Genomic DNA, 19,778 nt, shown 5'->3' with positions numbered 1-19,778 from the left:
AGCAAAGCACAAAGGAGGCCACACCGATGAATATCCCGATCCCGGCAGAAACCCCGGACCCGAATATCGACAACCCGACGCTGCCACCCACCGAGCCGGAGCCGATTCCGGAACAAGACCCGCCCCAAGACCCGCCACCCGTGGAGGAGCCGCCGACCACCATGCCGCCCGTGATTGTCAGCCCTTCTCAAAGCGCTTGACGATTTTTGGCATCACGCTGAACACCAGCAGAGCCAGCAAGGTACTCAGCACCGCTGTCGATTCCCGGCCCAACCCGGCCGAGACCCCAATCGCAGCGGTCATCCAAAGGCCGGCGGCGGTGGTCAGGCCCTTCACGTGCCCTTCTTCCTCATCCTTGCCCTTGATGATGGTCCCGGCGCCGAGGAAGCCAATCCCGGCAATCACGCCCTGGACCACGCGGCTCATGGCATCGGCCTGATTGCCGGACATCTGCGGCACCATCACGAACAGCGCCGCGCCCAAGGCCACCAGCATGTGCGTGCGCACGCCCGCGGCCTTGCCCTTGCTCTCGCGCTCGAAGCCGAGAATGCCGCCCAGGACCGCAGCGATCAGCAGGCGCACGGTGATCTGGGTGAGTTGTTTCGCATCGCCGATATCGGCAAATTCAGCTTGCAGGGTTTGCCACACTTCTTGCCACCAGGCGTCCATGGATGCCGTCCTTTTTGTCTTTATGGGTCAACGATGGACAGCGGCGACCGCCAGTCAGTTGCCTTGAACCCGCGCACATCGCTGCGCCCTAACGTTCATAGCCCATGAGAAAGGAGAACGGCATGCCCATTCGTATCGAAAACCAGCTGTGCTACTTCATGCTCGATGACAATGGCCAGGAACAGAGCGTGCCGGCGACACGGGTCAATATCGTCACCGACATCGACAAATCCATGTCCTACGTAGAATTGGCGGCCGAGCGGATCTACATCACTGAAGCCGAGGCCGATGCGCTCACGGTCGCCGGCGCCCACGACGGGCGCCAACATGTGAAGGCCGAAGAACCTGGTTCGTTGATTTAATTGATCTGTATCAGCACGCCCAGGATAGCGCTGCACCCCTCATGCAACGGGGTGCAGCACATTGTCGCAGCGGCGCTCGAAGCCCCTATCTGATCCGCTTTTTATCGCCCTAGCTGAGTCTGTTATGCACACAGCGCCACGCGCATAGTTCATCCGCCTGATGGAGGCTGATGAGCGAACGACCATGAGCGAAAGAATCCCTACCGTGGAAACCTTTGTGCCCATACACCCAAAGAAGGTGAAGGCCAAATCCAGCGACAACCTGATTCATACCCGCAGCTTCACCGGCCTGTTCCGCACCTTGCGTATCGGCGGTGCCGGCTTGCTGTTCCTGGCCTTCTTCGGCACCGTGTGGCTGAACTGGGGCGACCGCCAGGCGGTACTCTGGGACCTGGCGCAGAGCAAATTCCATATCTTTGGCGCGACCTTCTGGCCCCAGGATTTCATTTTGTTGTCAGCGCTGCTGATCATCTGCGCCTTCGGCCTGTTTGCGATTACCGTGTTCGCCGGCCGCGTGTGGTGCGGCTACACCTGTCCGCAAAGCTCGTTCACCTGGCTGTTCATGTGGTGTGAGAAAGTCACCGAAGGCGAGCGCAATCAACGTATCAAGTTGCAAGCGGCGCCGTGGAGCGTGAACAAACTGGCGCGGCGCGCGGCCAAGCACACCCTGTGGCTGGGCATCAGCGTGCTCACCGGGCTGACCTTTGTCGGCTACTTCACGCCCATCCGCCCGCTGGCCGCCGAGCTGCTGACCTGGCAAATGGGCGGCGTCAGCCTGTTCTGGGTGCTGTTCTTCACCGCCGCCACTTACCTCAACGCCGGTTGGCTGCGCGAAGCAGTGTGCATGCACATGTGCCCGTATGCGCGCTTCCAGAGTGTGATGTTCGACAAGGACACGCTGACCATCTCCTATGACGCCGCCCGTGGCGAAAGCCGTGGCCCGCGCAAACGTGAGGCCAGGCCAGCCGACGTCGGCCTGGGGGACTGCATCGACTGCCAGCTCTGCGTGCAGGTGTGCCCCACCGGTATCGACATCCGCGACGGCCTGCAAATGGAGTGCATCGGTTGCGCAGCCTGTGTCGACGCCTGCGACTCGATCATGGACAAGATGGGTTACGCGCGCGGCCTGGTGAGCTACACCTCCGAACATCAACTGCAAGGTGGCAAGACTCATCTGCTCAGGCCACGCCTGATCGGCTACAGTGCCGTGCTGCTGGTGATGATTGCCGCGCTGGTGGTGGCCCTGGTGGGGCGACCGATGGTGTCGCTGGATGTGACCAAGGACCGTGGCATGTTCCGCGAAAATGCCCAGGGCCTGATCGAGAATATCTACAGCCTCAAGGTCATCAACAAGACCCAGCAACGCCAGGATTACCGCCTGGAGCTGGTGGACGGCGAAGGCTTCCAGTTGCAGGGCAAGACCGAGATCAGCCTGGCGCCTGGGGAGATCAGCGATGTGCCGGTGTCCGTGGCCCTGCTGGCCGACAAACCGACCAGCAGCTCGCAGACCTTGCGTTTCAAGGTCACGGATGTGGATGAACCCTGGATCTACAGCGCGGCCGACAGCCGTTTTGTCGCCCCGCTGAACCGCTGAGGTCTATCCGACCCAGTGGCGATTCAACGGTGGGCGCTGACTTGCCGGCGCCTGCCATGGACTTGCGTACACTTTCAAAAAGCTGATTAGGCCCCCATGAAACGCTACGAAAAATTTGCCGACGACATTGCAGAACTGATCCGCTCCGGCGTGCTCGGCCCCGGCCAGCGTGTGCCTTCGGTGCGCTACGCCAGCCAGACTTACGGCGTCAGCCCATCGACAGTGTTCCAGGCGTATTACCTGCTGGAGCGACGTGGGCTGATCCGCGCCCGGCCGCGCTCGGGTTACTTCGTCAATACCCACGCACCGAGCCCGTTTTCCGAGCCGGTGGTGAGCGAGCACGTGCACGAGTCCACTGAAGTGGATGTGAGCGAACTGGTGTTCTCGGTGCTGGACTCGATCAAGGACCCCAACACCGTGCCGTTCGGCTCGGCCTTCCCCAGCCCGATGCTGTTCCCGCTGCCGCGCCTGGCGCGCTCCCTGGCCAGCGCCAGCCGCGAGATGGACCCGCGCCTGGTGGTCACCGACATGTCGCCGGGCAACCCGCAACTGCGTCGGCAGATTGCCCTGCGCTACATGGTCGGCGGGCTGATGTTGCCCATGGAAGAACTGCTGATCACCAATGGCGCCCTCGAAGCACTCAACCTGTGCCTGCAGGCTGTGACCGAACCCGGCGACCTGGTCGCGATCGAGGCCCCGGCGTTCTACGCCTGCCTGCAAGTGCTCGAACGCCTGAAACTCAAGGCAGTCGAAATCCCCGTGCACCCGCGCGACGGCATTGACCTCAACGCGCTGGCACAAACCCTGGAGCGCTACCCGATCAAGGCCTGCTGGACCATGACCAGCTTCCAGAACCCGATGGGCGCGACGCTGCCAGAGGCCAAGAAGCAGGCGCTGGTAGAACTGCTGCGCAGCCATCAGGTGCCACTGATCGAAGACGATGTGTACGCCGAGTTGTATTACGGCCAACACGCGCCGAAACCGGCCAAGGCGTTTGATACCGAGGGCCTGGTGATGCACTGCGGCTCCTTCGCCAAGAGCCTCGCGCCCGGCTATCGCGTGGGCTGGGTGGCCGCCGGGCGCTATGCGCAGAAAGTCGAACGCCTGAAGCTGATGACATCGCTGTGCCCATCGATGCCGGCCCAGGCGGCGATTGCCGATTATCTGCAGCACGGCGGCTACGACCGGCACCTGCGCAAATTGCGCTATGCCCTGGAAGAACAGCAAAGCGCCATGCTCGCCGCCATTGCGCGTTACTTCCCGGCCCAGACCCGCGTCAGCCAACCGGCCGGTGGCTATTTCCTGTGGCTGGAATTGCCGGAGCAAACCGACTCTTTGAAGCTGTTCCAGATGGCGCTGGCGCAAGGCATCAGCATTGCGCCGGGCCCGATCTTCTCGGCTACCCAGCGCTTTCGCAACTGCATCCGCCTGAACTACGGCAGCCCGTGGACTGAAGCGTCGGAAAAAGCCATGGAGACCTTGGGGCGGATCGTCCGCTCCTTTTGATCCCGATGCCTTGTGGCGAGGGCGCTTGCTCCCTCACTTCAACATCAACGGCCGCCGCCCAGGTCCAGGAACGTACCGGTGGCATACGAGGCCTTGTCCGACAGCAACCAGATAATCGCTTCCGCGACTTCATCCGGGCGTCCGCCACGGGCCATGGGGATACCGGATTCGAGTTTGCTGACGCGGTCCGGGTCGCCGCTCAAGGCGTGGAAGTCGGTGAAGATATACCCCGGGCGTACCGCGTTGACGCGAATGCCCTCGCCCGCGACCTCTTTGGACAGGCCCAGGGTAAAGGTGTCGAGTGCGCCCTTGGAGGCCGCATAGTCAACGTACTCCCCCGGCGAACCCAGGCGCGCCGCCACCGATGACACGTTGACGATACTGCCACCCTGCCCGCCATGCCTGGGCGACATGCGCAGCACCGCGTGCTTGGCGCAGAGGATCGGGCCGAGCACGTTGGTCTTCATGATTTTCAGGATGCGGAATTCAGACATTTCATCGACCCGCGCCTTGTGCGCCACGGTGCCGGCGTTGTTGACCAATGCGGTGACACGCCCCAACTCGGCATCCACCCGGTTGAACAGCGCGATCACCTCATCTTCAATGCTGACATCCGCACGCACGGCAATCGCCTGGGCCCCCAAGGCACGCACCTGTTCGAGGACGCTGTGGGCGGCGGTTTCATCGGACTGGTAGTTGATGCAGATGCGATAGCCCTCGCGAGCTGCCAGCAGTGCCGTCTCGGCGCCAATCCCGCGGCTACCCCCGGTGATGATGACAACTTTGTCCATGCGTGCGGTCTCCTGATCCAACCTGATGGTTATGGTTGGATCCAATACTAACCGTCACGCACGGCTTTTGTCAGGCGCGACTGCCTCTTCGGCACGCTGGATGTCGAGCATGAAACTGTCGGCCGGCAGCGGGTGGCCGAGCAGGTAGCCCTGCAGGGAATTACACCCCAGCCGCGTAAGGAAATTCTGCTGCACATCGGTCTCCACCCCCTCGGCGACAATCCGCAAGCCCAGGGCCTGACCCAGGGCAACGATCGCCGAAACGATGGCGGCATCGTCGCTGTCGTGCTCCAGGTCACGCACGAAGCCGCGGTCGATCTTCAACTCGTTGGCGGGCAAGCGCTTGAGGTACATGAGGCTGGAATAGCCGGTGCCGAAATCGTCAATGGACAAATCCACGCCCATTTCCGACAACTGCTGCAACACCGTCATGCTCGCATCGGCATCGCTCATGGCGGTGGTCTCGGTGATTTCCAGGGTCAGGCTGTTGGCCGGCAACTGGTGCCGCGCGAGTGCCGTGGCGACACTTTTGACCAGCCCGGCATGGCAGAACTGCAGCGCCGAGAGGTTCACGGCGATGCGCCAGTCTTCATAGCCCTGCGCATACCACAGACTCATCTGGCGGCAGGCCTCGTCGAGCACCCACTCACCAATCGGAATGATCAGGCCAGTCTTCTCCGCCAGCTCGATAAAGGTCGCCGGCAGCAACAGGCCCTGTTGCGGATGCTCCCAGCGCAATAACGCCTCGGCACCGACCGGGATGCCACTGACCGCATCGAACTTGGGCTGGTAGTACAGGCGAAATTGCTGCTGCTCGACGGCATTGCGCAGGTCCTGCAGCAACTGCAGCTGCTTGCGCGCATTGGTATTCATCGACACATCGAAAAAGCTGTAGCCGTTCTTGCCCATGCCCTTGGCGTGGTACATCGCGGCGTCGGCGTTCATCAGCAGTTCCTGGGGGCTGTTGCCATTGCCCGGGAACATGGCGATGCCGACGCTGGCGGAGATTTTCAGTTCATGCTCGGCCACCTGGAACGCGCGGTTGATCAGTACCACCTGGCGCTCAGCAAGGCCGAGGGCGTCATCCGGCTGGGTCAGTTGCACCAGCAACACAAACTCATCCCCGCCGATGCGCGCCAGGGTGTCCTGGCTGCGCAGGTCCTCGCGCAGGCGCAGGCCGACTTCACGCAAGAGTTGGTCGCCCATATGGTGACCAAAGGCATCGTTGACCGGCTTGAAGCCGTCGAGGTCGATAAACATCAGCGCGAAGCAACCGCCCTGCTCTTTCACCGCTTGCATGGCCTGTTGAATGCGATCCGCCAGCAACGTGCGATTGGGCAAGCCGGTGAGCATGTCGTGCAGCGCCAGGTGGGTGAGTTCCTGATTGGCCAGGGTCAGCGAGTCGGCGAGTACGGCCGTGCGGGCTTCCAGGCGCGCGTCGAGCAGCGAGGTCAGCAACGCGATGATCAACACCGCCAACGAGGTCACCAGCACCAGGTTATCCAGGCCCTTGCCGCTCAAGCCGCTCAACGCGGCGCCGCAGTAGCTCTCATCGGCAAATTGCGCAGCCGCCATGCCGGTGTAGTGCATGCCGACGATGGCGATCCCCATCACCACTGCCGCGCCGCCCCGGGCCAGGCGCACGTAGGGGGTGTTGCGGCGCAGATTGAACGCAATCCACAGCGCTGCACCGGAAGCCACCACCGCGATCAGCAACGAGGCGCCAAACAAGGTGGGGTCGTAGTCGATGCCGGGGGTCATGCGCATCGCGGCCATGCCGGTGTAATGCATGCTGGCGATGCCGGCCCCCATGATCAGCGCGCCCAAGGCCAGCTGCCACGCGGGTAATCGTGGCTGGCTGACCAACCACAAGGCAAAACCACTGGACAACACCGCGATCAATAACGACAGCGCGGTAATGCCCAGGTCAAACCCCAGGGCAAACGGTAGGCGCAGCGCCAGCATGCCGATAAAGTGCATGGACCACACGCCCACTCCCATCGCCAACGCCCCGCCGGCCATCCACAGGTAAACGGCGCGTCCCTTGGCCGTCGCGAGACGACCGGTCAGGTCCAGGGCGGTGTAGGAAGCGAGAATCGCGACAAACAGCGAAATCACGACGAGCGAGGGGGAATAACTACCGATGAGCATGGGACTTCTCGTACACAACGGGCCCGAGAGACCCGTGCGAAATGGCAAAGCGGGCGATTGTAGCGAGATTAATTCTTGAGCACTTGATTAATTATCAGAGCGCCATTAGTGGCAATTTGACGCCAATGATCTGGCTCGCGGGCGCTGCGCAAGGCACTGCAGACGCCGCCTTTGCAAGCCGGCGCCGGCAGTGGATTGGGGGGTCAGTCCTTTTCGGCGATGGGCGTTTGCCCATCCCAGCCACCGCCCAACGCGGCGATCAATTGCACGCTGGCCACCAGCCGTGTCTGCAGCAAGGTCAGCACGGTGCGCTCGTTGCTCAGCGCGGTGGCCTGTACCGTCACCACGTCCAGGTAGGCGATCAGCCCGGCCTTGTACTGGTTCTGGGTCAGGCGCAGTGACTCGCGCGCGGCGTCGAGTGCTTCATTGCTGACCACTGCTTCGTCTTCCAGCACCTTGAGCTGCACCATGTAGTTTTCCACTTCACGGAAGCCGTCGAGCACGGTCTGGCGGTACTTGGCCACGGTTTCGTCATAGGAGGCCACGCTGCGGTCGACTTCCGCCGAGCGCTGGCCACCGTCGAACAGGGTCATGGCCAGCTTGGGGCCCACCGACCAGAAGCGGTTCGGCAGGCTGATCCAGTCGGCGTAGGTGCTGCTGGAATAGCCGCCGGCCAGGCTCAGGCTCAGGTCCGGGTAGTAGGCTGCCTTGGCCACGCCGATATTCGCGTTGGCGGCGATCACCGAGCGTTCGGCCGAGGCGATATCCGGTCGGCGTTCCAGCAGTTGCGACGGCAGGCTCACCGGAATCTGCGGCAGCGCCGGGATGTCCTTGCTCACCGCCAGGTTGAAGTTGGCCGGAGCCTCGCCGATCAATACGGCAATCGCATTTTCCAGCTGGGCGCGCTGCCAGATCAGGTCAATCAGGCTGGCTTGGGTGGTCTTGAGCTGGGTCTGCGCCTGGGCCACCGCATCCTTGCCTGAGACGCCGGCACGGTATTGGTTTTCGGTCATTTGCAGGGAGCGCTGATAAGTCTCCAGGGTCGCTTGCAACAGGCGCGTCTGCTCATCCATCACGCGCAGTTGCAGATAGCTTTGCACCAGTTCCGACTGCTGGCTCAGGCGCATCGCCGCGAGGTCGGCCGAGCTGGCCTCGGCACTGGCTTCGTTGGCTTCCAGGCCACGGCGCAACTTGCCCCAGATATCCGCCTCCCAACTCACGCCCAACTGCGCATTGAGGGTGTCGCGGATGCCACTGCTGGAACTGCTGAGGCTGGCGTTACTGCTGCCAGTGCCCTGGCTCGCGCGGGTTTTGCCGGCGCTCAGGTCGACAGTGGGGTAAAACGCCCCGCGCGAACTGCGCACCAGGGCCTGGGCCTGGCGAAAGCGCGCCTCGGCCTGGGCCACGGTCTGGTTCGAGTTGTTCAGGCGCAACACCAGGTCATTGAGTTGACGATCGCCGTACAACTCCCACCAGGCGCCACGGGCCAGGGAATCGCTCGGCGTCGCCTGGCGCCAACCCTGGGCTTCCTTGAACTGTGCAGGCTCGACCACTTCCGGGCGCTTGTAATCCGGGCCGACGGCGCAGGCACTGAGCAGCAGCGCAAGCCCCATCGTAGGCGCGAGTTTGCTCGCGAAGGTCGCCAACGATAACGCGCCCAGCCGGGGCACACGCGGTGTCCGGTTTTTTTTCGCCGGCAAGCCGGCGCCTGCGGAGCAAGGCGCGTTGTCGAGGTCCGCCACGGCGACCGGATGCGGTGCGTTGGCGTTGATTGAGTCAGTCATAGCGCAGTGTCCAGGGCAGCATCGGTGCGCACGCCGCGCCAGGCGTTGAAACGGTGGCGCGCGCGGTCGAGATAGAGGTAGACCACCGGGGTGGTGTAGAGGGTCAGGACCTGGCTGAACACCAGGCCGCCAATAATGGTCAGGCCAAGCGGGTGGCGCATTTCCGCGCCATCACCGGTGCCAAGCAGCAACGGCAAGGCCCCGAGGATGGCCGCCAACGTGGTCATCAGGATCGGGCGCAAACGCAGCAGGCAGGCACTGCGAATCGACTCCAGCGGCCCCATGCCGTCGTTGCGTTCCAGTTGCAGGGCGAGGTCGATCATCAGGATCGCGTTCTTCTTCACCACACCGATCAGCAGGAACAACCCCAGCAAGGAGATCAGGCTGAACTCGCCCCCCGTCAGGTAGATGGCGAGCATGGCGCCAACCCCGGCCGACGGCAGCGTCGAGAGGATCGTCAGCGGGTGGATGTAGCTTTCATACAGAATGCCCAACACCAGATACACCGCCACCAGCGCGCCGAGGATCATGAACGGCTGGCCTTTCTGCGTGGCCGCGAAGGCATCGGCAGTACCGGCCATCTTGGCGATCACGTCTTCCGGCAGGCCGACCTTGGCAATCGCCCGCTCGATGGCGGCCGTGCCCTGCTCCACCGTGACGCCGGGCGACATGTCGAAGGCGATGTTTTCCGAGGCGAACTGGCCTTCGTGGCTGACGCGATCATCCGCCAGGCTGTTTTCATAATGGGCAATGGTCGACAACGGTACCCGCGCGCCCGTGGAGGTAATCACCTGCATCTGGTTGAGGGTGATCGGGTCCTGGGCGTATTTGGGGTTGACCTCCATCACCACCTGGTACTGGTTGAGGCTGTCATAGATGGTCGAGATCTGCCGCTGGCTGTAGGCGTTGTTGAGCACCGCCGTGACCATGTTCATATCGATGCCCAGGCGCTTGGCCTGGTCGCGGTCGACAATCAGCGTGACCTGGGCCGCGCCGCGCCCTTCGCGGGCGTCGATGGCAGTCAGCTCCGGCAGCTCGCGCAAGGCGGCGACCACTTTCGGGTACCACAGGCGCAACGCGGCCAGGTCACCACTTTGCAGGATGTAGGAGTACTGCGCGCTGGTCTGGTCGCGGCTGCCGCCAAATTGCAGGTCCTGGTCGGCCATCAGGAACAGGCGCCCGCCCGGCACCAGCGGTACATCCTTGCGCAGGCGCTCGATCACCGCCTGGGCGGAAATCTTGCGCTCGCTGATCGGTTTGAGCCGCACCAGCATCACCGCGTTGTTGGTGCCGTTGTTGCCGCCGATAAAGCCGGCCACGCTGAGCACTGCCGGGTCCTTGAGCACGGCCTTGCGGAAGGTTTCCATCTTCGGCTGCATCACGCTGAACGACAGCCCGTCATCACCGCGCACAAAACCGATCAACTGGCCGGTGTCCTGCTGCGGCATAAAGGTTTTCGGCACCACCACGTACAGCGCCACGTTCACGCCGATGGTCAGCAACAGGCTGAGCAGGGTCAGGCGGCGGTGGCGCAGCACCCAGTCGAGGCTGGTGGCGTAGCCGGCGACCATGCGGTCGTTGATCTTCTGGCTCCAGCGCTGCAGGCCGGTCATCTGCCCTTTCACGTGCGGCTTGAGCCAGCGCGCGCAGAGCATCGGCGTCAGGGTCAGCGAAACAATCAGCGACACAATGATCGCCGCCGACAAGGTGATGGAAAATTCGCGAAACAGGTTGGTGACAATGCCGCCCATGAACAGGATGGACAGGAACACCGCCACCAGCGACACGTTCATCGACAGCAAGGTGAAGCCCACTTCCTGGGCGCCCAGGTACGCCGCCTTCATCGGCGGCACGCCGTCGTCGATATGCCGGGAAATGTTCTCCAGCACCACGATGGCATCGTCGACGACCAGGCCGGTGGCAAGGATCAGCGCCATCAGCGAGAAGTTGTTCAACGAAAATCCGTACAGGTACATGATCGCGAACGTGCCCACCAGCGACACCGGCACCGCCAGGGTCGGGATCAGCGACGCACGGAAGTTGCCGAGGAACAGGTAGACCACCAGGATCACCAGCCCCACCGCAATCAGCAAGGTCATCTCGGCTTCATGCAACGTGGCGGTGATCACCGGCGAGCGGTCCATGGCCAGGCTGAGCTTGACGCTGGATGGCAGCACCGCCTGCAACGCCGGCAGTTGCGCCTTGATCTGCCTGACGGTCTCGATGATGTTGGCGCCGGACTGGCGGTTGATCACCAGCAGCACCGCCGAGTCATTGTTGAAGAAACCACTGTTGTAGCGGTCTTCGACGCCGTCGCTGATCTTCGCCACGTCGCCCAGGCGCAGGGCCGCGCCGTTCTGGTAGCGAATCAGCAGCGGCTCATAGTCCTTGGCTTTTTCCAGCTGGTCGTTGGCCTGGATCTGCCAGTTGCGCTCGCTGTCTTCCAGGGAGCCCTTGGGCCGCCGCTGGTTGGCGTTGGCGATGGTGTTGCGCACGTCGTCCAGGGCCACGCCGTACTGGTCGAGGGCCTTGGGTTCCAGTTCGATGCGCACCGCCGGCAGGGAACTGCCGCCGATCTGCACTTCGCCCACGCCCGGCACCTGGGACAGGCTTTGCGAAAGGATGGTGGACGCCAGGTCGTACAACTGGCCCTTCTGCAACACGTCCGAGGTCAGCGACAGCACCATGATCGGTGCCTGGGACGGGTTGATCTTCTTGTAGGTGGGCATGCTGCGCATGCCGCTGGGCAGCAGGTTGCGTGAAGCATTGATTGCCGCCTGCACTTCTCGCGCCGCGCCGTTGATGTCGCGGTCGGAGTCAAATGCCAGGATCACCCGCGTGGAGCCCTGGCTCGACGAGCTGCTCATGGTGGTGATGCCGGCAATCGCGCCGAAGGAGCGCTCCAGCGGCGTGGCCACGGTGGACGCCATCACCTCGGGGCTGGCCCCCGGCAGGCTGGCCGACACCACGATCACCGGGAAGTCGATCTGCGGCAACGGCGACACCGGCAGCAGGTTGAAGCTCACGCCCCCCAGCAACATGATCGCCAGGCTCAGCAGCATGGTGGCTACCGGCCGGCGAATGAACGGTCCGGACAAATTCATGACTCAACCGGCTCCAGGCTTTGCGGCTCTTTGCGCCAGCGACGGCCCAGGCGATCGAAGTACAGGTAGATCACCGGCGTGGTGAACAGCGTCAATACCTGGCTCACCAGCAAACCGCCGACCATCACCAGGCCCAGGGGCTGACGCAGTTCGGCACCGGAACCAGTGGCCAGCATCAGCGGCACCGCACCAAACAGCGCGGCCAGGGTGGTCATCAGGATCGGCCGGAAACGCAACAGCGCCGCCTGGTAGATCGCGGTCTGCGGGTCGAGGCCCTGGTTGCGTTCGGCGTCGAGGGCGAAGTCGATCATCATGATCGCGTTCTTCTTCACGATACCGATCAGCAAAATGATGCCGATGATCGCGATCATGCCCAGGTCATTGCCGCTGAGCAGCAACGCCAGCAAGGCTCCCACCGCCGCCGACGGCAACGTGGACAGGATGGTGATCGGGTGAATGTAACTCTCGTAGAGTACGCCGAGCACGATGTACATGGTGACCACCGCCGCCAGGATCAGCAGCAAGGTGCTCGACAACGACGCCTCGAACGCCTGCGCCGCGCCCTGGAACTGGGTCTGCACGCCGACCGGCATGCCGATGTCCTTCTGCGCCTGGTTGATCAGCTCCACGCCTTTGCCCAGCGCGACGCCGGGGGCCAGGTTGAACGACATCATCACCGCCGGGAACTGGCCGATATGCGCAATCGCCAACTGCGCCTGGCGTTGCTCCACATGCGCCAGGCTCGACAGCCGCACCTGGCCGCCATCGGTGGTTTTCACGTGGATCTGGTTCAGCGCCGCAGGGCCGAGGGTTTCCCCGGACTGCGCCTGCAGCACCACGCGGTACTGGCTGGCCTGGGTATAGATGGTCGAAATCTGCCGCTGGCCGAAGGCGTCATACAGCGCGTCGGTAATGGTCGACACACTGACACCCAGGCGCGAGGCCGCATCACGGTCGATTACCAGATACACCTGCAGGCCTTTGTCCTGCAGGTCGCTGGCCACGTCGGTGAGTTCCGGCATCTGGCTCAGGGCGTGCACCAGCTTGTCGCTCCACAGCGCCAGCAGGTCGGCGTCCGGCGAGGACATGCTGAACTGGTACTGCGTGCGGCTGACGCGGTCTTCAATGGTCAGGTCCTGCACCGGCTGCATGAACAGGCGAATGCCGACCATCTTGTCGATTTCCGGCTGCAGCCGGGTGATCACCTGGGCCGCGCTCAGGTCGCGCTGGCCATGGGGCTTGAGGTTGATCAGCAGGCGGCCGCTGTTCAGCGTGGCGTTATCGCCATCCACGCCGATATACGACGACAGGCTTTCCACTGCCGGGTCGGCGAGGATGATCTTCGCCAGCTCCTGCTGGCGCTGGCTCATGGCCGCAAACGAAATCGACTGCGGGGCTTCGGAAATCCCCTGGATCACGCCGGTGTCCTGCACCGGGAAGAAGCCCTTGGGCACCACCAGATAGAGAACCACGGTGAGGCCCAGCGTGGCGATGGCCACCAGCAGGGTCAGCGGCTGGTGCTTGAGCACCCACTGCAACTTGCGCCCGTAGGCTTCGATCAGCCAGTCGATCCAGGCGCCGCTGGCCTTGTAGAAACGGCCCTGCTCCTCTTCCTTGGGTTCACGCTTGAGCAGGCGCGCGCACATCATTGGCGTGAGGGTCAGCGACACCACCAGGGAAATCAGGATCGCCACGGCCAGGGTGATGGCAAATTCGCGGAACAGCCGCCCCACCACATCGGCCATGAACAGCAGCGGGATCAACACCGCGATCAGCGACAGGGTCAGGGATATCAGGGTGAAGCCGATCTGCTTGGCGCCCTTGAGCGCAGCATTCAAGGGTGTCTCGCCCTCCTCGATATAGCGCGAGATGTTCTCCAGCATCACGATCGCATCGTCCACCACGAAGCCGGTGGCGATGGTCAGGGCCATCAGCGTCAGGTTGTTAATCGAAAAACCGGCCAGGTACATCACGCCGAAGGTACCCACCAGCGACAGCGGCACGGCAATGGACGGGATGATCGTGGCACTGACCCGGCGCAGGAACAGGAACGTCACCATCACCACCAGGGCAATGGCGATGAGCAATTCGTGTTGCACATCGGTGACCGAGGCGCGAATGGTCTGGGTGCGGTCGGTCAGCACCGTCACATCGAGGCCGGCCGGCAGGTTGTCGGTGATGCTCGGCAGCAGCGCCTTGATACGGTCGACCACCTCGATCACGTTGGCACCCGGCTGGCGCTGGATATTCAGCAGCACGGCCTGGTTTTCATTGGCCCAGGCGGCGAGGCGCTCGTTTTCCGCACCGTCGACAATTTCAGCCACGTCTTTAAGGCGCAGCGGCGCGCCATTGTTGTAGGCCAGGATCAATTCGGCATATTGCTGCGGCGAGACCAACTGGTCGTTGGCATCCAGCATCGACACTCGCGTGGGGCCGTCGAAGTTGCCCTTGGGCTGGTTGACGTTGGAGGCGGCGATCAGGGTGCGCACGTCCGACAGGTTCAAGCCGTTGGCCGCCAGGGCCTCGGGGTTGACCTTGATGCGCACGGCCTGGCGCTGGCCGCCGGCGATGCTGACCATGCCGACGCCGCTGATCTGCGCGATTTTCTGCGCCATGCGCGTGTCGACCAGGTCGTTGAGCTTGGGCAGCAACATGGTCTTGGAGGTGATCGCAAGCGTCAGCACCGGGGTATCTGCCGGGTTGACCTTGTTGTACACCGGCGGCGCCGGCAAATCCTTGGGCAGCAGGTTGGTGGCGGCGTTGATCGCGGCCTGCACCTGTTGCTCGGCGACATCCATATTGATGTCGAGGTTGAAGCGCAGGGTCAGCACCGACGCGCCGCCGGAGCTGGTGGACGCCATCTGGGTGAGACCGGGCATTTGCCCGAACTGGCGCTCCAGCGGCGCGGTCACCGCACTGGTCATCACATCGGGGCTGGCGCCGGGATACAGGGTCATCACCCGGATGGTCGGGTAGTCCACCTGGGGCAACGCCGATACCGGCAACAGGCGATACGCGATGATGCCGGCCAACACAATCGCCAGCATGCTCAGCGTGGTGGCGACCGGGCGGAGGATAAACAGCCGCGACAGGTTCATGAACCGACCTTTTGCGCCTTGCCGGCGGCGGCGCCGGTCTCCCCTTTAGCTGCCGGCTGGCCCTGCAGGTGTTCGGTGGGGGTGGTCGGCACGTCGCTGCTGTTGTTGACCACTTCGATTTCGCTGCCGTCCTTGAGGCGGTCGGTGCCTTCGAGCACCACACGGTCGCCGGCCTTCAGGCCTTCCTTGATCACCGTGTTGTCGCCGTCGGTATCGCCGACCACCAGGGGCTGGACCTTGACCTTCTTGTCACCGTCGAGCACGTAGACAAAGGTGCCGGTGTTGCCGAACTGGATCGCCGCCGACGGCGCCAGCACCACGTTGTGCAGGGTGTCGGCCAGCAGGTGCACATTGACGAACTGATTCGGGAACAGTGCCTGGTCCTTGTTATCGAACCGCGCCTTGAATTTCAGGGTGCCGGTGGTGACATCGATCTGGTTGTCCAGGCTTTGCAGCACGCCTGTTGCCTGCTGCTTCACGTCGCCACGGTCCCAGGCTTCAACGGGCAGCTTGTTGCCGGCGTGGTAGCGGGCGAGCACGGTTTCCAGGGTGTTTTCCGGCAGGGTGAACGCCACGCTGATCGGCTGGGTCTGGGTGATGACCGCGAGGAACGTGGTGTCGTTGGCCGCGACCAGGTTACCGACGTCGACCTGGCGCAAGCCGACGCGGCCGCTGATTGGCGCGCGGATCTTGGTGAATTCGAGGTTGAGCTTGGCGTCGTCCACCGCACCCTGGTTGGTCTTGACCGTGCCCTGGTATTGCAGGACCAGCGCTTCGGCGGTGTCCAGGGTTTGCTTGGCGATACTGTCCTGGGCGTAGAGGCCGCGATAACGCTCGACGTCGACCTGGGCGTTTTTCAGCTGGGCCTGGTTCTGCATCAGCGTGCCCTGGGCCTGGAGCAAGGCGTTCTGGTAGCTGCGCGGGTCGATCTCGGCCAGCAGGTCGCCCGCCTTGACCATCTGCCCTTCTTCAAAGGCGATCTTCACCAGCTCGCCGCCCACCCGGCTGCGCACGTTGATGGTATTGAGCGCCGTCACCGTGCCCAAGGCCTTGTAGTACACCGGGAACTCCCCCAGCACCGCAGGCGCCACACGCACCGGGATCGGGCCGGTAGACCCGCCGAAGCCCGGGCGCATCATCCCCGACTTGCCGGCATGCCCAGCCGGTTTTTTCGCGTCGGCTTCCTTGTGGCTGCCGGGCCAGAATTTCCAGCACAGGCCGGCGATGACCAGCAGCACGAGCAGGCCGAACAGCCAGCGGCGGGAGTTGCGGGGGGAGGATTGCATGGAGTGATCAACCATTGGGCGCGAGAGCTTCTTCTTTGGGAGGCTGAAAGATAAGCACTGGAGCGCTTTAAGAAAAGCGCCTTTACCGGCTATTTACCTTGGGCTTACAACTTTTAACTTCTGACCTTAGTCCATTGCCTATTTCGCTAAGCGCCTGAACGACAAATAAAAACGGCCTGGACTAGGCCAGGCCGCAATCATGTAGCACGCGTGTTACTGCAAAACGACAGTAATGCGCCGAAACAGTTACTTCAAAACAGCCAGGGCGGCTTCGTAGTTGGGTTCCTGGCCAATTTCGCTGACCAGTTCGCTGTGCAGCACCTTGTCGTGTTCATCCAGCACCACCACGGCACGGGCGGTCAGGCCACGCAGTGCGCCTTCGGCGATGGAGACGCCGAAATCAATGGCGAAGCCCGGGTCGCGGAAGTCCGACAGGTTTTTCACGTTTTCCAGGCCTTCAGCGCCGCAGAAGCGCGCCTGGGCAAACGGCAGGTCGCTGGAGATGCACAGGACCACGGCGTTCTTCAGGTCATTGGCCTGGGCGTTGAACTTGCGAACCGAGGTCGCGCAGGTCGGGGTGTCGACGCTTGGGAAGATATTCAGCACTTTGCGCTTGCCGGCGAAGGTCGCCAGGGTTGCGTCCGACAGGTCGCCGGCGGTGAGGATGAAATCCGGAGCCTGGGAACCGACTTGCGGCAGCTCGCCTTCAACCTTGATTGGGTTGCCACGGTGGGTGACTTGAGCCATGAACAGAATCCTTATGCTGGGTTTTGGTTAAACGAATTCGAGAGGCCGAAGTTAACCACAAAGTGCCGTGGCTACCTACCACCAGACGCAAATTGTCATGCCACCGGGTTGTGGTTTAATTGCGCGCTTTTGCCCTGCCCTTAAAGGAAGCCGTTGTTGATGAATCAGCCTGCCACCAAAGTCCTGGTCATTGGTTATGTCTGGCCGGAGCCGCGTTCTTCGGCGGCGGGCGGGCACATGATGCAGATCCTTGAGAGTTTTCTTACACAAGGTTGGGACATTACCTTCAGCAGTCCGGCGACCATCGGCGAACACAAGGCAGACCTGCCCGCCCTCGGCATCCGTGAATGCGCGATTGAACTGAATAACAGCAGTTTCGACGATTTTATCCGCGAACTGGCCCCGGACATCGTGCTGTTCGACCGCTTCATGATGGAAGAGCAGTTCGGCTGGCGCGTGGAGAAATGCTGCCCCGACGCCCTGCGCGTGCTCGAGACCTCCGACCTGCAAAGCCTGCGGGACGCGCGCCAGCAGCGCTTCAAGGCGCACCTCAAGGCCCATCCCGACACTGACGACTTCAGCGCCCTGTTCACCCCCGCGCTGCGGGAGGAATTCGAGTTGATGGCCGACACCGACCTGGCCAAGCGCGAAATCGCCGCGATTTATCGTTGTGATATCAGCCTGATGATCTCCGACGTCGAAATCCGCCTGCTCACCGAGCAGTTCAAGGTGCCCGCCGCCCTGCTCCACTGGTGCCCGCTGATGCTGCAGCCGCCGACCGCGGCGTTTGTGCCGTTTGAAGACCGCGCGCACTTCCTCAGCATCGGCAACTTCCGCCACGCGCCCAACTGGGATGCGGTGCTGTGGATGAAGAACAGCCTGTGGCCGCTGATCCGCCAGCAATTGCCCGGCGTCCAGTTGCATATCTACGGCGCCTACACCCCGCCCAAGGCCACCGCCCTGCACAACCCGGCGCAAGGCTTCCACGTGATGAACTGGGCCGAAGACGCGCTGCAAGTGATGACCGCTGCACGCATCTGCCTCGCGCCGCTGCGCTTTGGTGCCGGTATCAAGGGCAAGCTGGCCGATGCCATGCTGTGTGGCACGCCGAATATCACCACGCCGATCGGCGCCGAAGCCATGGGCGACGAGCAGCCCTGGCCCGGCGTAATCGCCGAGGACGCGCAGGCATTCGCCGCTGCGGCGGTCAGCCTGTACCAGGACCGCGAACGCTGGACCCAGGCGCAGGAACGCGGCCGCCAGTTACTGGCCAGCCGCTATGACCAGGATCTGCACGGCCCGGCGCTGGTGGCCTGCCTGGAACACTGCCGCAGCCACCTTGCCGCCCATCGCCGGGATAACTTCACCGGCAGCATGCTGCGCCATCACGCGCATAAAAGTACGCAGTACATGTCCCAGTGGATCGAGGCCAAAAACCGCCTCGCCTGAACACCGGTGCTGGCGAGGTCGCGCGCGAGGGGGCATTATCCCAGGCAGCAACCACAATAAAGCGACGGCAGCATGACCCGAGCAGCGCGAATCACCGACCCTTCCTACGAGCTGATGGACGATCACAACGGTCTGTCCATCATCTATCGCCAACACGGCTTCCCCTGCCCGCTGGTGCGCTGGCATTTCCACAAGGAATACGAGCTGCACCTGATCGTCGCCAGTTCGGGCAAGGTGTTTATCGGCGACTACATCGGCAATTTCTACCCCGAAAGCCTGTTTCTCACCGGCCCCAACCTGCCGCACAACTGGATCAGCCAGGTCGAGGAAGACGAAGTGGTGCCCAAGCGCGACATGCTGGTGAACTTCACCGATGAGCTGTTCGAGCACGGCAGCCATATCTTCGCCGAACTCAAGACGCTCACGCCGCTGCTGGAACGGGCGCAATACGGCATCGAATTTCGCTGCAAAAAGACCATCGCCCAGGCCATGACCCTGATGCAGCGCATCGAGGATGCCCAGGGCATGGCGCGCCTGGGGCACTTTTTCATTCTGTTGGAGGTGCTCAGCGCGTGTGAGGACTACCAGTTGCTGTCGGGGGTAAACACCGCGCACCTGGCGGACGAACACAGCGTGGACCGCACCAACCGCGCGGTGGACTACATCTTCGCCCACTACGCACGCGAGTTGCCGCTGGAGGAAGTCGCGGAATACCTGGGGATGAAGCCGACGTATTTTTCCCGGGTGTTCAAGCAGGCCACCGGCCGCACGTTTATCGAGTTTGTGAACCGGTTGCGCATCAGCAAGTCCTGCGAACTGCTGGCCGATGGCGACAAGGCGGTGACGGACGTGTGCTTTGAGTCGGGATTCAACAACATCTCCAACTTCAATCGGCGCTTCCAGCAGCTGAAAGGCATGACCCCTTCCCACTACCGGCGCCTGGCGGTGCAGCGGCTCACCGAGCAGAACCTGGCCTGAACCGAGCACTGCACGGTCCCGTAGCAGCCGGCTTGCCGGCGAACGTCCCACAAACGCCGCGTTTATCCAGGTTTGCGCGTATTCGTCTACGAGCATCGCCAGCCTGCCGGGGGACACACTCGGCGAATCGTTTCAGCTGCTTTCAACGCGAGTGCAAAAAAGTATCAGTGCAAGTGCGCCCAAGGATTTGTCATAACCCCATTTGAAGGCTGTAATCAACGCACACTCTTCCTGGCCGTTCGTGGGAAGACACAACAAC

The 19,778-nt window shown here is 62.8% G+C and carries 14 protein-coding genes; 6 read left to right on the top strand and 8 right to left on the bottom strand.

Annotated features, from left to right (window positions below):
• Window positions 1-26 precede the first annotated feature (26 nt).
• A complete protein-coding gene (locus BBG20_RS32970; RefSeq protein ID WP_162946078.1) occupies window positions 27-200 on the top strand; it encodes a hypothetical protein in 174 nt (57 codons plus the stop codon).
• Here BBG20_RS32970 and BBG20_RS20815 read toward each other — a convergent pair.
• Window positions 178-669, bottom strand: a complete 492-nt coding sequence (locus tag BBG20_RS20815; protein ID WP_065906642.1) for an MgtC/SapB family protein — start codon at window positions 667-669, stop codon at window positions 178-180. The two genes, BBG20_RS32970 and BBG20_RS20815, sit on opposite strands and share 23 nt — an antisense overlap.
• 122 nt (window positions 670-791) lie before the next feature.
• On the opposite strand from BBG20_RS20815, the gene BBG20_RS20810 reads away from it, so the two are divergent.
• The 3 genes from BBG20_RS20810 (at window position 792) to mapR (ending at window position 4,131) form a co-directional block, all read left to right on the top strand.
• Window positions 792-1,031 (top strand): DUF3203 family protein, encoded by a 240-nt coding sequence (locus BBG20_RS20810; RefSeq protein ID WP_065906641.1) that lies wholly within the window; start codon window positions 792-794, stop codon window positions 1,029-1,031.
• Between the two features lie 184 nt (window positions 1,032-1,215).
• Complete coding sequence (ccoG, locus tag BBG20_RS20805; protein ID WP_065906640.1) at window positions 1,216-2,625, top strand: cytochrome c oxidase accessory protein CcoG; 1,410 nt, start codon at window positions 1,216-1,218, stop codon at window positions 2,623-2,625.
• A gap of 96 nt (window positions 2,626-2,721) precedes the next feature.
• Window positions 2,722-4,131 carry a GntR family transcriptional regulator MpaR gene (mapR, locus tag BBG20_RS20800; RefSeq protein ID WP_065906638.1) on the top strand — a complete coding sequence of 470 codons (1,410 nt, stop codon included), beginning with the start codon at window positions 2,722-2,724 and terminating at the stop codon, window positions 4,129-4,131.
• A 44-nt stretch (window positions 4,132-4,175) separates the two neighbouring features.
• On the opposite strand, the gene BBG20_RS20795 is transcribed toward mapR, so the two are convergent.
• From BBG20_RS20795 to tpx, 7 genes are all read right to left on the bottom strand, one after another.
• A complete protein-coding gene (locus tag BBG20_RS20795) occupies window positions 4,176-4,922 on the bottom strand; it encodes an SDR family oxidoreductase (protein ID WP_065906637.1) in 747 nt (248 codons plus the stop codon).
• A 54-nt stretch (window positions 4,923-4,976) separates the two neighbouring features.
• Window positions 4,977-7,073 carry a putative bifunctional diguanylate cyclase/phosphodiesterase gene (locus BBG20_RS20790; RefSeq protein WP_065906635.1) on the bottom strand — a complete coding sequence of 699 codons (2,097 nt, stop codon included), beginning with the start codon at window positions 7,071-7,073 and terminating at the stop codon, window positions 4,977-4,979.
• A gap of 203 nt (window positions 7,074-7,276) precedes the next feature.
• A complete protein-coding gene (locus BBG20_RS20785) occupies window positions 7,277-8,686 on the bottom strand; it encodes an efflux transporter outer membrane subunit (protein WP_226939992.1) in 1,410 nt (469 codons plus the stop codon).
• Between the two features lie 167 nt (window positions 8,687-8,853).
• On the bottom strand, window positions 8,854-11,961 hold the full coding sequence (locus tag BBG20_RS20780) for an efflux RND transporter permease subunit (protein WP_065906633.1): 3,108 nt from the start codon (window positions 11,959-11,961) through the stop codon (window positions 8,854-8,856).
• A complete protein-coding gene (locus BBG20_RS20775; RefSeq protein WP_065906631.1) occupies window positions 11,958-15,059 on the bottom strand; it encodes an MdtB/MuxB family multidrug efflux RND transporter permease subunit in 3,102 nt (1,033 codons plus the stop codon). The genes BBG20_RS20780 and BBG20_RS20775 overlap by 4 nt, the downstream gene beginning before the upstream one ends.
• A complete protein-coding gene (locus BBG20_RS20770; protein WP_065906629.1) occupies window positions 15,056-16,360 on the bottom strand; it encodes an MdtA/MuxA family multidrug efflux RND transporter periplasmic adaptor subunit in 1,305 nt (434 codons plus the stop codon). The genes BBG20_RS20775 and BBG20_RS20770 overlap by 4 nt, the downstream gene beginning before the upstream one ends.
• Window positions 16,361-16,591: 231 nt before the next feature.
• A complete protein-coding gene (gene tpx / locus BBG20_RS20765) occupies window positions 16,592-17,092 on the bottom strand; it encodes a thiol peroxidase (RefSeq protein WP_065906627.1) in 501 nt (166 codons plus the stop codon).
• 159 nt (window positions 17,093-17,251) lie between these two features.
• Here tpx and BBG20_RS20760 point away from each other — a divergent pair, with 159 nt between their 5' ends.
• The gene (locus tag BBG20_RS20760) at window positions 17,252-18,541 is read left to right on the top strand and encodes a glycosyltransferase (protein WP_065906625.1); all 1,290 of its coding nucleotides are present in this window, start codon (window positions 17,252-17,254) and stop codon (window positions 18,539-18,541) included.
• A 72-nt stretch (window positions 18,542-18,613) separates the two neighbouring features.
• The gene (locus tag BBG20_RS20755; RefSeq protein WP_065906623.1) at window positions 18,614-19,519 is read left to right on the top strand and encodes an AraC family transcriptional regulator; all 906 of its coding nucleotides are present in this window, start codon (window positions 18,614-18,616) and stop codon (window positions 19,517-19,519) included.
• The last annotated feature ends 259 nt before the right edge of the window (window positions 19,520-19,778 follow it).

It is taken from the genome of Pseudomonas aylmerensis, from assembly GCF_001702265.1.
Taxonomy (GTDB): domain Bacteria; phylum Pseudomonadota; class Gammaproteobacteria; order Pseudomonadales; family Pseudomonadaceae; genus Aquipseudomonas; species Aquipseudomonas aylmerensis.
This window is presented reverse-complemented; position numbering and strand designations above follow the sequence as displayed.